Genomic DNA, 16663 nt, shown 5'->3' on the forward strand with positions numbered 1-16663 from the left:
AGCTATATTATGGAAGTAATTTTGGCAGAAAAAGCTGGATTTTGTTTTGGTGTAAAAAGAGCTGTAGATGAGGCTGTAAAAGTAAAAGAAAAATATAATAAAAAAATATATACACTTGGACCACTAATTCATAACAAAGATGTAGTTGAGTATTTAAAAGAGAAGGAGATCTTTCCAATAGAAATTAATGACATAAATGCTTTAACAGAAGGTGACGTTGTTATAATTAGATCTCATGGGGTAACTCCTGAGACTTTTAAATTGCTAGAGGACAAAAATATTATAGTAGTTAATGCTACATGTCCCTATGTTTCAAATATACAGCAAAAGGTAAAAAAATACTATGATTTAGGGTACAGTGTTATTATTATAGGTGACTCAAATCATCCGGAGGTAATAGGTATCAATGGATGGTGTGAAAATAAGGCAATAATTGCGAAGTCTGGAGAGGAACTTAAAGAAATACCTAAAAAAGTTTGCGTAGTATCTCAAACTACAGAAAAACAACAAAATTGGGAAAGTGTTCTTAGCGAAATAACAAAAACTGCAAAAGAAATAATTGCATTTAATACGATATGTAGTGCCACTGAGACTCGTCAGAAGTCAGCAGAAGAATTGTCTAAAGTTGTTGATGTTATGATAGTAATAGGTGGATATAATAGTTCAAATACTACAAAATTGTTTGAAATATGCAAGTCAAATTGCAGTAAAACTATCCATGTAGAAAATGTAAGTCAAATACCAAAAACTTTACTTCACAGTAAAGTAAATTTAAAAATTGGTGTTACTGCTGGAGCATCAACACCTGATTGGATAATAAAGGAGGCTATTTTAGAAATGAGTGATCAAGAACTAAATTTCAATGAACAACAAGCTTTTATGGATCAAAATGATGTATCAATTTCTGTTGGCAAAATTATTAAAGGCGAGGTTATATCAGTTAACGAAAAAGAAGCTTTCGTTAATATAGGATATAAAGCTGATGGTTATCTACCAAAAAATGAAGTGACAAAAGATGAAAACGTGAAGTTAACCGATATTTTAAATAAAGGTGATGTAATTGAAGTAAAAGTTATTAGTAGAAAGAATGAAGATGGCTATGTAGTGCTTTCAAGAGTTGAACTTGAAAGAATGCATACATTTGAATTTTTAAAAGATTGTTTTGAAAACAAAAAAACTATAAATGTAGTTATAAAGGAATCTCTTAAAGGTGGAGTTATAGCATCATATAAAGGAATAAGAGTGTTTATTCCTGCTTCACATTTAGAACTTCATCATGTAAATGACTTAAGTAAATACATTGGAAAAGAAGTTGAAATACAAATTATTGAGTTCAGTGAACAAACAAGAAATACAAGAATTGTTGGTTCTAGAAGAGAAATGCTTACTGCAGCTCAACTTGATAAAGAGGAAGCAGCATGGAGCACAATAAATAAAGGTGATGTTGTAGAGGGTGAAGTTAAAAGACTTACAGCCTTTGGAGCTTTTGTGGATGTTAAAGGAATAGATGGTCTTCTCCATGTATCAGAAATATCCTGGGGAAGAATTAATAAACCTTCTGACGTACTAAAGCCAGGAGATATAATTAAAGTTATGATTCTAGATTTAGATAAGGAAACAAAAAAACTATCACTAAGTATTAAAAAGTTAGCAGAAAACCCATGGATAGATGTTGATGCTAAATATCCAGTAGGAAGTATAGTACTTGGAAAAGTTGTTAGATTTGCTGATTTTGGAGCATTTGTTGAATTAGAACCAGGTGTTGATGCTTTAGTTCATATATCACAAATTAGTAATGAGAAAATTAAACATCCAAGCGATGTATTACAAGTAGGTCAATCAGTTAAAGCTAAAATAACTGATGTAAATAAGGAAGGAAAAAAGATAGGCTTAAGTATTAGAGCAGTTGATGAAATTTAATTTGGACCTAAAAGGAAATGCAAAGCATTTCCTTCTTTTTATATTTTGCACATTAATTTATATCTCCATATTATAGGTTTTATCCATAGCTATAGCTAAAAGAGTAATAAATATCAAAATATTTAATATAATTTAATAGCTAAGTTTATGGAGGGTACTATGGATAGCTTAAGTAGTATATTACGCAGCAATGAATTAGACGAAAAAGAATATATAATTTTACAAGAGATACTTAAAAACTACGATTTTATAGTAATTGAAATTCAAAAAGTTAGAAGTGCCTATAAAGTGGTTACTACTTCAGGATGCTACTGTCTAAAAAAAATGAAACACGGTAAGTATAAGGTCAAGAATGGATATATACTAGTGCAGCAATTAAATAAAAATAATTTTATGAATGTTGCTAAATATATTAAAGATAAAAACGGAAATTTATACGTAAACTACAATAGATATATTTTTTATGTTACTGAATGGATAGATGGAGACGAATGTGATTTAAAGAGTATGAAAGAGGCTTTGAATTGTGTAAAGCTTCTTGCTAAATTTCATATTGCATCGCAAAAAGTAGATGTTGAAAAGCTAAAAATAAGAAACAATTTAAAAAATTGGCCTAAAATATTTACTGACAGCTTAAATGAAATGGCGAATTATAAAAAGCTTATTGAAAAAAAGGTTCTTAAAACAGACTTTGACATTAAATACGGAGAATATATTGATAAATTCTATAACAGGGGAATAGTATCTATAAATATACTAAATAAATCTGACTACTATAAAATATCAAGGGACGCAAACATAAATAAAACTATATGCCACGATAGTTTTTATTATCAAAATATATTATGTAAAGATGGTAACTATTTTTTGGTGGATCTTGATAGTATTATAATTGATTTACAAATAAATGATTTAGGGAAACTCCTTAGAAGGTTAATGACAAAAAAAGAATACTTATGGGATTTTCAGTCAGCTAGGGAGATAATCAACGCATATTCCAATATAAATCCACTGAGTGCAGGGGAACTTACAGCAATGTTAGCACTTATTATTTTCCCTCATAAGTTTTGGAAGCTTGGTAAAAAAAGATACATAAAACACAAGAATTGGAGTGAATTTAAATATTCAAGCAAGTTAGATAAAATAATTGAACATTGTGAACTACAAGATTTATTTATTGATGATTATCTTACTTATATATATGAATTAAAAGCTAAAGAATAAATTATTTAAGTTATTTGAAGATTTTAGTTAATATGATTAAATGGTGATTAATGATGATGGAGTTAGTAAAGTTAAACAAAAAATATTTTCCTGAATTAGAGAAATTAAATGAGGATAGACTTCAATTTAATCAGGTTAATGAGGATTTTTTTTCAGTATATCACAGCTGCAGCTTTGCGCAACAATTTTTACTAAGGAATAAAGTAAGACTGCTAAAAAGTAACACAGATATAATAGGATATTTATGGTATACAGTATTTGATAAAAATGTTTGCTTTATAAATTCAATGTATATTGATAATAGTAAATTCAATGGCGTTCCATTAAAAGACTTGTACGGAAAATTTATTAATTTTCTAAAGCCAAAGTATGACGTCAGATATTATTATGAATGCAATAATACAAATTTTAGTATACTTAATGAGTTAGGTTTTAATAAGTGCGAAGGTGTTATTGATATGAAATGCAATATCAGTGATATTATTGGTTGCTCAGATTTTAGTAATGTAGATTTTGAAGTTTTTAAAAAAGGTACTCATGAAGCATTAAGGTGCAAAATTCAAAATGAAGTGTTTAAAAATGACTCAAGAATGCCTTTAGAAGTAGAAGATATCTATTTTGATGAATTGCAAAATTATTATTTTGATGAAGGTGCTATTTTCATCAAGCAAGAAAACAAGTACATTGGATATGGTCAAATAATAATTGATAATAATCACGCCATAATAGTAAATGTAGGTATATTGAATCCATATAGAGGAAAGGGCTACGGAAAAGAACTATTATATTACCTCATAGGTATTATAAAAAGTAAAGGCTATGAAGAGGTATCAATAAAGGTTGCATCAAATAATTTTGTTGCTTTAAATCTTTATAAAAGTATGGGATTTATCTCTTACAAAGAAACATATAATATGATATTAAAAAGAAGCAGATAATCTATTAGTTATCTGCTTCTTTTATATTAACCTCTATTTAATTCTTTATATTTGCTTAATGCTATAGCGAATATTTTCATAGCATCTGATAAATCATCAGTGTTTAAGCAGTAGGATAATCTTATTTCATCTTTTCCTATACCTTCAGTTGCATAGAATCCTTCAGCTGGTGCAAACATAACGGTCTTATTATCATAGGAGAAGTCAGTGAGCATCCATTTTGCAAAATCATCTGCATTTTTAATTGGTAGTTTTGCAGTAATATAAAATGCACCTGTTGGCTTTTCACATATTACACCTGGAATTTTTGATAATCCTTCATGTAGTATATTTCTTCTCTTTTCATACTCAACTTTAACTTCATCGAAGTATTTCTTAGGAGTATTAATTAAATTAGCAGCTGCTACTTGCTCTATAGTTGGAACGCAAAGTCTTGATTGACATAATTTTAATATTTGGTGAATTAATTCTTTATTCTTTGAAGCTACAAGGCCTATTCTTGCTCCACAAGCACTGTAACGCTTTGAAATACTGTCTATTAATATAACTCTATCTAAAATATCTTCCATATATAGAGCAGAAGTAAACTTTAATCCATCATAAACAAACTCTCTATATACTTCATCGGCTATAATATAAATGTCATGTTCCTTAGCAATATCAGCAAGCATTCTTATTTCTTCATAAGTATAAACAACACCTGTTGGATTACCTGGATTTGATATAAGAATAGCTCTAGTCTTATTTGATATTTTGCTTACTATTTCTTCTTTTTTAGGAAGATGGAAGCCTTCTTCAGCTTTAGTCAAAAATGGTACAACTTTTACTCCAGCTGCTTCAGAAAAACCATTATAGTTTGTATAGAATGGTTCAGGTATTATTATCTCATCACCAACATCGCAAATACCCATTAATGCAAATAGTATAGCTTCACTACCACCATTAGTTATCATTATTTCATCTTTGTCAAAATTAATATTCCACTCTTTATAATATTTTATAAAGCTGTCTATTAATGGATTTATGCCTTGTGAATCAGTATACTTTAGAACTGCTTCATCAAAGCTTGTTAGTGCATCAAAAAAAGTATCTGGTGTAGCTATATCAGGTTGGCCTATATTTAAGTGGTAAACCTTTACACCTTTTATTCTAGCAGCATCTGCAAATGGAGCAAGCTTTCTTATAGGTGAGAATTGCATGTCGGATATTCTCTTTGAAATATTCATTTTGGTCCTCCTTATGGTTATAAATTTCTATACTTATTTTTAATATTATTTTTTCCACTAGGGATTTGAATTATTTATTCTTACAATATTAAGATATTCTACAAAAATGGCCAAAGTCCTTCTTGAATATCGGAAAAAGTGAAATAATTATTTCACAAATAACATATTTTGTATAATACTATTCATTTGATAAAAGATTAACAAATTTTATGCAATTAATAAATTACTATTAATACTTATTAATTCGATACAGTTGTCTAAATAGGAATTATTATTTATAAAACACTTTAAAAATTGCACCGTATACATTATAATAGTAATGATATTCAAGTAAAATTATCTTTATTTTTACAATAGATAGTATATCATTCATAGTGTATTGAAAGGATGAAATTTTGATGAAGGATTTAGAACAATTAAAGTATTATATAGAGACTTGGGGATGTCAGATGAATGAAGAAGATTCAGAAAAATTATCTGGCATGTTAAAAAATCTAGGGTATTCAAGAACAGAAAAAAAAGATGACGCTTCAATAATTATATTTAACACCTGCTGCGTAAGAGAAAATGCCGAATTAAAGGTTTATGGAAATCTTGGTGCTTTAAAAAAGATGAAAAAAACAAACCCTGATTTAATAATAGCTGTATGTGGCTGTATGATGCAGCAAGAAGGAATGGCAGAAAATATAATAAAAAAGTATCCATTTGTTGATATAATCTTTGGGACTCATAATTCCTATAAGTTTCCTGAGTATTTAAATAGAGTTAAGCAAGAGAATAAATCTATTATTGAAATAATTAATAAAGAAGAGGGAATTGTTGAAGGCATACCTGTTGATAGAGCAAGCAGCATTAAAGCCTTTGTTACTATAATGTATGGGTGCAACAACTTTTGTACTTACTGCATAGTTCCTTATGTAAGAGGTAGAGAGAGAAGCAGAACTCCTGAAGATATAGAAAATGAAATTAAAGATTTAGTAACTCAAGGTTATAAAGAAATAACTCTTCTTGGCCAAAACGTAAATTCCTACGGTAAGGGTTTAGAGCCAGATATTACTTTTTCAGATTTACTTCGTAGATTAAATAAGATTGAAGGATTAGAAAGAATTAAATTTATGACTTCACATCCAAAAGATTTATCTGAAGACTTAATAAAGGCAATTACCGAATGTGATAAAGTTTGCGAACAGGTTCATCTTCCAGTACAATCAGGTTCAACAAATATTTTAAGGAAGATGAATAGAGGTTATACACGAGAAAAATATTTACAGCAAATTACTGCTATAAAGGCTGCTATGCCTAATGTGGCTTTGACAACAGATATAATCGTAGGTTTTCCAGGAGAAACTGAAGAGGACTTCCTAGATACATTAAGTTTAATAAAAGAAGTTGAATTTGACTCAGCCTTTACCTTTATCTACTCAAAGAGAAAGGGTACTCCTGCTGACGAAATGATAGAGCAAATCGACGATAATGTTAAACATGATAGATTTAACAGACTTGTTGAAGTAGTAAATGAAATAAGCGAAAAGAAAAATAAGGAATACCAAGACAAAATTGTTGAAGTGCTTGTAGAAGGTCTAAGTAAAAATGATAGCAGCAAACTAATGGGAAGAACGCGTACTGGAAAGCTTGTTAATTTTGCTGGAAAAGAAGAAAGTATAGGAAAATTAGTTAACGTTAAAATAACAAATGCTCAAACTTTTTCATTAATAGGTGAAGAAATATAAAAGCTCTTTTAAGAGCTTTTTTTCTAACTCACTAAGGAGGTATTAAAGTGGGACTAACTCCAATGATGCAGCAGTACTTGCAAGTTAAAGAAAACTATAAAGATTGTATTTTGTTTTTTAGATTAGGTGACTTCTATGAAATGTTTTTTGAAGATGCTAAAACTGCTTCTAAAGAATTAGAGCTTGTTTTAACTGGACGTGATTGTGGACTTGATGAAAGAGCACCAATGTGCGGCATTCCTTATCATGCAGCAAATAATTATATTGGAAGACTTATTAATAAAGGTTATAAAATAGCAATTTGTGAACAGCTAGAAGACCCAAGTCTAGCTAAAGGCATAGTTAAAAGAGATGTAATTAAAATATATACCCCAGGTACCTTTACAGATTCCGGATTTCTTGAAGAAACTAAGAATAATTATATAATGAGTTTGTATGTCAGCAGTACGGATAATTATATGGGAATTAGCTTTGCTGATATTTCTACTGGGGATTTTACCTCTACTTACTCAAGATTAGACAACAGTGTCATAATAGACGAAATATCAAAATTTAATCCAAAAGAATTAATTCTTCAAGATAATATTGACGTTGAAATTTTAGATTCTATAAGAGATAGATTTCAACCATTAATAACTTTTAAAGATGATAGCTTTTTTGTAGCTGATGCAATAGATAATTTAAAAACTCAATTTAAAAATTTCAATGCTGAACAATATCATAAGTCATTACATTTTTCAGTAAACGCATTATCAAAATATATATTGGAAACACAAAAATTTGTACTTTCTAATATAGATAGGCTTGATTATTATAATGCTACTAACTATGTAAGTATTGATATAAATTCCAGAAGAAATTTAGAACTTACAGAGACATTAAGGGAGAAAAATAAAAAAGGTTCTCTTCTATGGGTATTAGATAAGACGAATACAGCAATGGGTGGAAGAGAATTAAGAAAATGGGTTGAGCAGCCTTTGATAAATATGGAATTAATTAATAGTAGACTTGATGCTGTTGAGGAGCTTATAGATAAAACTCCTTTGCATCAGGACTTAATTGACTCTTTAAAGCAAATTTACGATATAGAAAGAATTACTGGAAAGATTTCAACTAAGAGCGTAACTGCAAAGGAGCTTCTTGCATTAAAGAATTCTGTTGCTAAAATACCTGAGGTAAAAAACCTTTTATCTAAATTTAGCAGCAAACTTTTAACTAACATGTGTGATAACATAGATGAACTTCAAGATATTTATGACTTACTAGAGCAGTCTATAAATGAAAACCCTCCAATATCGGTAAAAGAAGGTAATTTAATAAAGGATGGCTTTAATGAAACTATTGATGAGCTAAGAAGTGCTAAGGCTCACGGTAAAGACTGGATTGCCTCTCTTGAAAGCAGAGAAAGAGAAGTTACTGGTATTAAGTCTCTAAAGGTAGGATATAACAAAGTATTTGGCTATTATATTGAGATTTCAAATGCAAATAAATCTTTAGTACCTGATGGAAGGTATATAAGAAAGCAAACTCTATCAAACTGCGAAAGGTATATAACTCCAGAGCTTAAAGAAATGGAAGACAAAATTCTTGGTTCTGAAGAAAAACTTATAAATATTGAATACGAGCTTTTTGTTTCTATTAGAGATCAAGTTGAGTCACATATCGATAGAGTTAAGAACACAGCAAGAATACTGGCGGAACTTGATTGCTTAAGTTCTCTAGCACTGATTGCATTAGAAAATAATTTTTGCAAGCCTGAGATGTCCGAGTTTGGAGAAATTGATATAAAAGGTGGAAAACACCCTGTAATCGATAAGATACTTCCAACAGGTGCATTTGTTTCTAATGATACACTACTAGACAACAAAGAAGAGCAGCTTATATTAATTACAGGTCCTAATATGGCCGGTAAATCTACCTATATGAGACAGGTTGCACTAATAGTATTAATGGCCCAAATAGGTAGCTTTGTTCCAGCAGAGAGCGCTAAAATAGCTATATGCGACAAGATATTTACTAGAATAGGAGCTTCTGATGATTTATCTGCGGGTAAAAGTACTTTCATGGTTGAGATGTGGGAAGTTGCTAATATATTAAAAAATGCTACAAATAGGAGTCTTATTTTATTAGATGAGGTTGGAAGAGGAACAAGTACTTATGATGGCTTAAGTATAGCTTGGTCAGTAATTGAATACATATGTAATACTGAGGGATTAAAAAGTAAGACTCTTTTTGCTACTCATTATCACGAACTAACAAAATTAGAAGGAATGATAAGCGGCGTTAAGAACTATTCCGTTTCTGTAAAAGAGATTAAAAGTGAAATAGTATTTTTAAGAAAAATAGTACCCGGTGGAATTGATCAATCCTATGGTATTGAAGTTGCAAAGCTTGCAGGATTACCTGAACCTGTGATTGAAAGAGCTAAAGAACTACTTCTTCATTTAGAACAAACTGAAAGCAGTGAAAATAAAGATATAGTCATATTTAATAATGATGAAGAATCAAAAACAAATGTAGAAGCAGTTAAGAAAAATGATATTGAAAATATCTCATTAAAAGAAACTGCAGTTACCCATGCTAAAGATATTGTACAACTAAGTTTCACAGATATTGAAAAGGATAATTTAATTAAAGAATTAATATCAACAGATATTTTGAATTTAACTCCTATGGAAGGCTTTAACAAACTATATGAGCTCATTAGAAAGGCTAAAACACTAAAGTAGTACGAAGGTGATAAATTGGGAAGAATTAATGTACTTGATGAAAATACATCAAATAAGATTGCTGCTGGAGAGGTAGTTGAGAGACCAAGTTCAGTAGTAAAAGAATTAGTTGAAAATAGTATCGATGCAGGAGCCAAAAACATAAGCATAGAAATACTGGAGGGTGGTCAAAAAAGTATAAAAATAATAGATGATGGATATGGTATTCACCCTGATGATATAGAAAAGGCTTTTATGTCCCATGCCACAAGTAAAATAAGTAACATAGAGGATATATACTCTATAAACACCTTAGGATTTAGGGGAGAAGCTTTGGCTAGTATAGCTGCCGTATCTAACACAACCTTAATTACTAGAACTCAAGAATTTGATTTTGGTAAGGAAATAAGTATAAGCGGTGGAAATTTAGTGAACCTTAAAGAAGTGGGAGCAAATGTAGGTACCACTATTACAGTAAATGATATATTTTTTAATGTACCTGCTAGACAGAAGTTTCTTAAATCTCCACAAAGAGAGGGTGCATTAATTAGTGATATCATAGAGAGACTATCACTAGCTAATTCCAAAGTATCCTTCAAAATGTTGAATAATGAAAAAAAAGTTATTTCAACCTATTGTACTGAAGATATTACTGAAACTATTCGTGCTATTTATGGTAAAAGCACTTATGAAAATATTTTTGCTTTTGAAGGTCATAGTGATATTGCTTCTGTTTATGGATATCTCGGTAATGCAGAAATAAGCAGAGGAAGTAGAAATAATCAAAGTATTTTTGTTAATAAGAGGTTTATAAAAAATAAATTAATTACCACTGCAGTTGAAACAGCTTTTAAATCCTTTTTAACTATTAATAAATATCCATTTTTCGTATTGTTTTTAGATATATATCCGGAGTTTATTGATGTAAATGTTCACCCTACTAAATCTGAAATTAAATTTAGAGATGAAAGAATGATCTTCAAATTAGTTTTTGATACTGTACACGAAGCTATTAAAAGAAATTTTATTAAAAGTTTTGATACTGTTGGAATGAGTATAGATGAAAATGCAGCACCTGTAAATTTAGCAAATAATAATAATGAAATGTTATTTAAAAAAGAAGAGCATTTAGTTCAAATTCCAATAGATTTGAGCGTGAATAATTTAAAAAGTGATTCAAAAGGTGATTCAATTAATTTTATGAATTCAGATAGTAAAAATATGTTTGAATATAGTAAGTTAAAAAGTACTATTCCTGATGACTTTGATGGGCCAATTGATTTTAAAAGAGAAAAATCAGACTCTACACTAAGGGAAAAATCAACCATAGAGGTTGAAGCAAAAAAAATTCCGAAGTTTAATGAACTAAATGTAATTGGACAGTTTAATTCAACTTATATTTTGGCTGAAAATAATAGTGAGCTTTATATAATAGATCAACATGCAGCACATGAAAAAATATTGTTTGAGAAGTATATGAAGCAGCTAAAAAATTCAAATATTGCAGTTCAAGCTTTAATAACGCCAGTAGTTATTGAATTAAATTCTGAAGATTATAGTTATTATGCTGAAAATGAAGATATTTTTACTAATACAGGTTTTAATATTGAAGTTTTTGGCGAGAATACTATTAGTATAAGGGAAGTTCCTATAATATTAGGAGAGGTTAATCTAAAAAGTTTTTTCTTAAGTTTGCTAGACAATTTAAAAAACATGGGAAGTGGAGAAACAACTGAAATTAAATATAACAAAATTGCAACTATGGCATGTAAATCTGCTATTAAAGCAAATGATGCTCTTTCCTATATTGAAATGAAAGCTCTAATAGAAGAGTTAAGATTTATTGAAGACCCTTTTACTTGTCCTCATGGTAGACCAACAATAATTAAGATGACGCTAAATGAGCTAGAAAAAAGATTTAAAAGAATTCAGTAATTTATGAGGGGGGATGAGATGAAAGAATTACTTATAATTGCTGGTCCAACTGCGGTTGGAAAAACGAGAATTTCTATCGAATTAGCCAAAACCTTAAATGGAGAAATAATATCGGCTGATTCTATGCAAATTTATAAGTACATGGATATTGGTTCAGCTAAGGTTACAGAATCTGAAATGTGCAATATTCCTCATTATCTAATTGATATTATTGATCCAGATGAAAACTTTAGTGTTGCACAATTTAAGCAGCAAGCTGATATGGCTATTGAGGGTATTACAAATAGAGGGAATTTGCCAATCTTGGCTGGTGGAACAGGGCTCTATATTAATTCTTTAATATGTAATTATGACTTTACTGATGCAAACAAGGATGAAGATTATAGGTTTTTTTTACAATCTTTAGCAGATGAAAAAGGCAAGGAGTATGTACATGAGCTTCTAAAGGAAATAGATCCAGTTTCCTACGATAAATTGTTCCCTAATGATTTAAAGAGGGTAATAAGAGCTCTTGAAGTTCATAAGATAACTGGGAAAACAATTTCTATGTATAACGAAGAAAATAGTAAATATCTCTATGATATTCCTTATAATCTATACTACTATGTGCTTACAATGGATAGGACTAAATTATATAATAGGATAAATTTAAGAGTAGATGAAATGTTAAAAAATGGCCTATTAGAAGAAGTAATAGATTTAAAAGAAAAAGGATATAATTCAGAAATGCAATCCATGAAGGGGATAGGATATAAAGAATTACTTTATTACCTAGATGGAAAGGTATCTTTAGAAGAAGCAATCGAAATGATAAAACAGGGTAGCAGAAACTATGCCAAAAGACAACTTACATGGTTCCGTAAAGACCCAAGGGTTACCTGGATTGACAAAGATAATTTTATGGATGATATGCAAATTGTAAATTATATTATAAATGACATTGATAAAAGGAAAAGTTTAAAAAAATAGAGGATTTTTGAGAATGACATAGAATTATAAAACTCATATGATAATCTATAAACGGAGGTATTAAAATGAATAAGACAGCTAATAATCTACAAGATATATTTTTGAATAGTGCGAGAAAAAACAAAATTCCAGTTACAATATATTTAACAAGTGGATTTCAAATAAGAGGTTTTGTAAAGGGTTTTGATAGTTTTACAGTAGTATTGGATAGTGATGGAAAGCAGATGATGATTTACAAGCATGCTGTTTCCACAATAACACCAGGAAAACCAATATTATTTAATAACACCCAGAATGAAGATGACGTAGAGTAATCGTACATAAAGAATAGGCTTAAGTTTGCCTATTCTTTTTTTATATGATAATATATTTAAGGACAAATTATGTCAATAATCGTGCAATTAATTAAGGAGGCCATCTATAAAATATGTTTGATATTACAAAAGAACAACTTAAAGGCATTTATCATATAAATGATGAAACTTTACATTTATATGAGCAAGCTATTGAAGATTCAAATGCAGAATTTAGAGTATATGATGAAATTAGAGAATATAACCAACTAAAAGTTTTAGCTGCATTCCAAGCCGAAAGGATAAGTGACTCTCATTTTACAAATTCAAGTGGTTATGGATATGGTGATATAGGAAGAGATGCTCTTGATAGAGTGTATGCAAGAGTATTTAACTGTGAAAGTGCATTGGTAAGACCTCATTTTGTAAATGGAACTCACGCTATTGGAGCAGCATTATTTGGTAATCTTAGACCTGGAGATACAATGCTGTCAATTTGTGGTACACCTTATGACACATTACATAACATCATAGGGATAGGTGGTAATAAAAATATTGGCTCACTTTCTGAATATGGTGTTAAATATAAACAAATAGATTTAAATAAGAACTTAAAAATAGACTTACCATCTGTAAAAGAACAATTAGAAAATGATAAAACTATAAAACTTGTACATATTCAAAGATCTACTGGATATGGATGGAGGAAATCTCTTCTAGTTAGTGAAATAGGAGAAATTATAGCGTATGTAAAAGAATTAAGACCTGATGTTATATGTTTTGTAGATAATTGCTATGGGGAATTTATTGATACTATTGAACCAACTGATGTAGGAGCAGATCTAATAGCCGGATCACTAATAAAAAATATTGGTGGAGGAATAGCTCCAGCTGGAGGATATATAGCTGGTAAAAAGAGTTGTGTTGAGCAAGCGGCGTATAGACTAACAATTCCAGGTATAGGCGGTGAATGTGGCTCAACCTTCGGAGTTATGAGACTTTTATTCCAAGGTTTGTTCTTGGCTCCACATGTTGCAATAGAAGCAGTTAAAGGTGCAATATTTTGCGCTAGAATTATGGAGTTAGCTGGTTTTGAAGTATTACCAAAATATACTGACAAGAGAAGTGATATAATTCAAGCAATAAAATTTAATAACAAGGAAAATTTAATTCAATTTTGTAAGGGAATACAAGCAGGTTCACCAATTGATTCTTTTGTTGAATGCGAACCATGGGATATGCCAGGATATAACGATCAGGTAATAATGGCAGCTGGTGCCTTTGTACAAGGGTCTTCAATAGAACTATCTGCAGATGCTCCAATTAGAGAACCTTATATAGCATATCTTCAAGGAGGACTTACTTTTGACCATGCAAAAATTGGTACTCTAATAAGTTTAGCAAAAATAATAAAATAAGAAAAATTGAGGGAATATATAAAGCATAAAGACTGAAGAATTAAGCAATTAAGCTTTAATTCTTCAGTCTTTTAATAACTTCTATAAATTCCAACTAGTATGCCAAGGATTTGACAATCCTTTACTATAATAGGCTTCATGCTGCTGTTTTCAGGTTGTAATCTTATATAATCCTTTTCTTTAAAAAATCTCTTTAGAGTTGCTTCATTATCAATAAGTGCTACAACTATTTCACCATTTTCAGCTGTACTAGCTTTTTCTATTATTGCTAAATCCCCATCTAATATACCTGCTTCGATCATGCTTTCTCCAGATACATTAAGCATAAAAAGATCATTTTTATTTCTAACATAATTTAAAGGAAGGGAGAAAGTATCTTCAATATTCTCTACTGCAAGAATTGGAAGGCCAGCAGTAATCTTTCCAACTATAGGAATATCAACAATTTCCTTTTTAGTTAAATTATCTTTAATTAATTCAATAGCCCTTGGTTTTGTAGGGTCTCTTCTTATAAGACCTTTTTTAGCCAATCTAGAAAGGTGACCATGAACTGTAGATGTAGATCTTAAATCAACAGCTTCACATATTTCTCTTACAGTAGGAGGATATCCTTTGTCTAATATATATCTTTTTAAAAATTCATATATTTCCGTTTGCTTATCACGTTTACCTTCAATCACCATACGCACCTCACAATCTTAATTGGATTATAACATATTAAAGTAGAAATATCAAACTTATGTTCTGCTGATTTATTAATTGCTTAATACAATCAATTCTGGTATAATTTTTTAGTTAGATAGATTTTATTAAAGAAAGGTAGATATTATGGAAAAGAAGTGCATTTTTAATAAAGAAATCATGTGCTCAGATTGTGGAGAGTGTGATATATGTGATTTAGATAAAAACAAAATCTGTGACAATTGTGGAAGGTGCTTGGAGAATACAGATAATAAAGATTACAGAACTTTAGATGTTGATACTATAATAGATGAGGATTATTCTCAAGAGGAAGATTTTGATGTTTATTTAGAAAAAATTGATTCTCAAAATGAAAATATGGAAAGGGTAGTCGGCAAATCATCAAGTGAATTTATAGACAACGAAATACAGGATGAATGGATTCTTATAGATGATATTCCTGGACTTAAGGAAATGCTTGAAGAAAATGAAATACCAAAAGGGTATGCAGAAGAATTTCCTGGATTAATGGTATTTAATAAAAAAGGTTAGGTGACAGCTATACTGCACCTTAACCTTTTTTTACTCATTTAATTCATTTAACGGATTCAAGCTAACTGCTTTTCTTAGTTTTTCATCATCAACATGTGTATATATTTGAGTAGTAGAAAGATTCTCATGTCCAAGAATTTTTTGCAGGCTTCTTATGTCCACATTGCCATGCTTATACATTAATGTTGCTGCAGTATGCCTTAATTTATGAGGGGAATATTTTTCATTGGTTAAACCAGCTTTATTTACATACTTTTTCACCAAAAGTTCAACAGTTCGCTTATTAATCCTTCTATTATTTCTACTTATAAAAAGAGCATCTTTGTCTTCATATTCTACTTTAAGTAAATTTCTCACAGAGAGATAGTTATCAATTACTTTAATGCAGCTCTTATTTAAATACACAGTTCTTTCTTTATTACCTTTACCAATTACAGTTAAAGTATCATCCTTAATTTTAGATATATTAATACCCACCAATTCTGAGAGCCTTAATCCACAGTTAAGAAATAGAGTTATTATGCAAAGATCTCTTTCTTTATTTTTGCCTTCAATAATACTTAAAAGAGACTTACTTTCATCTAGAGTAAGATATACTGGATTCCTTTTACTTATTTTAGGGGATTCTAGTTCTATAGCTGGATTATCATCAAGAATTTTAGCTTTCCCACACAAATACTTGAAAAACGATCTTACTGCTGCAACTTTTCTAGCTCTAGCATAGCTGCCATTACTTCTTTGATTTTCAGCAAAGGAGAGAAAAGCATATATGTCAGCTAGTTTTATACTTATTAAAAAGGGTTCATCTATATCAGAAATATCAATTTCTTCAAAGGGGGCTTTACTGTCCACAAAGCCTTTGTAAAGCTTCAAAAATCTAAAGAACATTGTTAAATCAATTCTATATCCAGAGATTGTATTCGAAGATTTTCCTTTAATAGTACCTAAGTAATTTAAAAAGTCATTTAAATATTTGGGTATAGTAGGATCTACAATTTCATCTATTTCGTAATTCATAAATACCTCCCATAAAATTCAAAATTTGGTTCCAATTTCGCTAAATAGATAT

13 protein-coding genes are annotated in these 16663 nt (G+C 29.8%); 10 read left to right on the top strand and 3 right to left on the bottom strand.

What is annotated here, in order from left to right:
• Positions 1-9: 9 nt before the first annotated feature.
• The 3 genes from bsdE14_RS21005 to bsdE14_RS21015 all read left to right on the top strand — a co-directional run bounded on the left by bsdE14_RS21005 (position 10) and on the right by bsdE14_RS21015 (position 4082).
• Positions 10-1920, top strand: coding sequence for a bifunctional 4-hydroxy-3-methylbut-2-enyl diphosphate reductase/30S ribosomal protein S1 (locus bsdE14_RS21005; protein WP_264851976.1), 1911 nt, complete (start codon positions 10-12; stop codon positions 1918-1920).
• Positions 1921-2079: 159 nt separating this feature from the next.
• Positions 2080-3144, top strand: a complete 1065-nt coding sequence (locus bsdE14_RS21010; RefSeq protein ID WP_264851978.1) for a CotS family spore coat protein — start codon at positions 2080-2082, stop codon at positions 3142-3144.
• Between the two features lie 53 nt (positions 3145-3197).
• A complete protein-coding gene (locus bsdE14_RS21015; protein WP_264851979.1) occupies positions 3198-4082 on the top strand; it encodes a GNAT family N-acetyltransferase in 885 nt (294 codons plus the stop codon).
• Between the two features lie 26 nt (positions 4083-4108).
• On the opposite strand, the gene bsdE14_RS21020 is transcribed toward bsdE14_RS21015, so the two are convergent.
• Entirely contained in the window at positions 4109-5308 is a 1200-nt protein-coding gene (locus bsdE14_RS21020) for a pyridoxal phosphate-dependent aminotransferase (protein ID WP_264851980.1), read from the bottom strand.
• A gap of 398 nt (positions 5309-5706) precedes the next feature.
• Between bsdE14_RS21020 and miaB the strand changes: the two genes are divergently transcribed.
• From miaB to bsdE14_RS21050, 6 genes are all read left to right on the top strand, one after another.
• Complete coding sequence (gene miaB / locus bsdE14_RS21025) at positions 5707-7038, top strand: tRNA (N6-isopentenyl adenosine(37)-C2)-methylthiotransferase MiaB (protein WP_264851981.1); 1332 nt, start codon at positions 5707-5709, stop codon at positions 7036-7038.
• 47 nt (positions 7039-7085) lie between these two features.
• Positions 7086-9767 carry a DNA mismatch repair protein MutS gene (gene mutS, locus bsdE14_RS21030; protein WP_264851982.1) on the top strand — a complete coding sequence of 894 codons (2682 nt, stop codon included), beginning with the start codon at positions 7086-7088 and terminating at the stop codon, positions 9765-9767.
• 15 nt (positions 9768-9782) lie between these two features.
• Positions 9783-11681, top strand: coding sequence for a DNA mismatch repair endonuclease MutL (gene mutL / locus bsdE14_RS21035; protein WP_264851983.1), 1899 nt, complete (start codon positions 9783-9785; stop codon positions 11679-11681).
• Positions 11682-11699: 18 nt separating this feature from the next.
• Positions 11700-12650 (top strand): tRNA (adenosine(37)-N6)-dimethylallyltransferase MiaA, encoded by a 951-nt coding sequence (gene miaA, locus bsdE14_RS21040; protein WP_264851984.1) that lies wholly within the window; start codon positions 11700-11702, stop codon positions 12648-12650.
• A 65-nt stretch (positions 12651-12715) separates the two neighbouring features.
• Entirely contained in the window at positions 12716-12964 is a 249-nt protein-coding gene (gene hfq, locus bsdE14_RS21045) for an RNA chaperone Hfq (protein ID WP_264851985.1), read from the top strand.
• A gap of 113 nt (positions 12965-13077) precedes the next feature.
• Positions 13078-14361: a methionine gamma-lyase family protein gene (locus tag bsdE14_RS21050; RefSeq protein WP_264851986.1), complete on the top strand. Its 1284-nt coding sequence runs from the start codon at positions 13078-13080 to the stop codon at positions 14359-14361.
• A gap of 71 nt (positions 14362-14432) precedes the next feature.
• On the opposite strand, the gene lexA is transcribed toward bsdE14_RS21050, so the two are convergent.
• Positions 14433-15044 carry a transcriptional repressor LexA gene (lexA, locus tag bsdE14_RS21055; protein ID WP_264851987.1) on the bottom strand — a complete coding sequence of 204 codons (612 nt, stop codon included), beginning with the start codon at positions 15042-15044 and terminating at the stop codon, positions 14433-14435.
• Positions 15045-15189: 145 nt separating this feature from the next.
• On the opposite strand from lexA, the gene bsdE14_RS21060 reads away from it, so the two are divergent.
• Positions 15190-15594 carry a hypothetical protein gene (locus bsdE14_RS21060; protein WP_264851988.1) on the top strand — a complete coding sequence of 135 codons (405 nt, stop codon included), beginning with the start codon at positions 15190-15192 and terminating at the stop codon, positions 15592-15594.
• A 30-nt stretch (positions 15595-15624) separates the two neighbouring features.
• Here the strand turns inward: bsdE14_RS21060 and bsdE14_RS21065 are convergent, their stop codons facing one another.
• Complete coding sequence (locus bsdE14_RS21065) at positions 15625-16611, bottom strand: tyrosine recombinase XerC (protein WP_264851989.1); 987 nt, start codon at positions 16609-16611, stop codon at positions 15625-15627.
• Between the last annotated feature and the right edge of the window lie 52 nt (positions 16612-16663).

Source organism: Clostridium omnivorum (assembly GCF_026012015.1).
GTDB classification, from domain to species: domain Bacteria; phylum Bacillota; class Clostridia; order Clostridiales; family Clostridiaceae; genus Clostridium_AX; species Clostridium_AX omnivorum.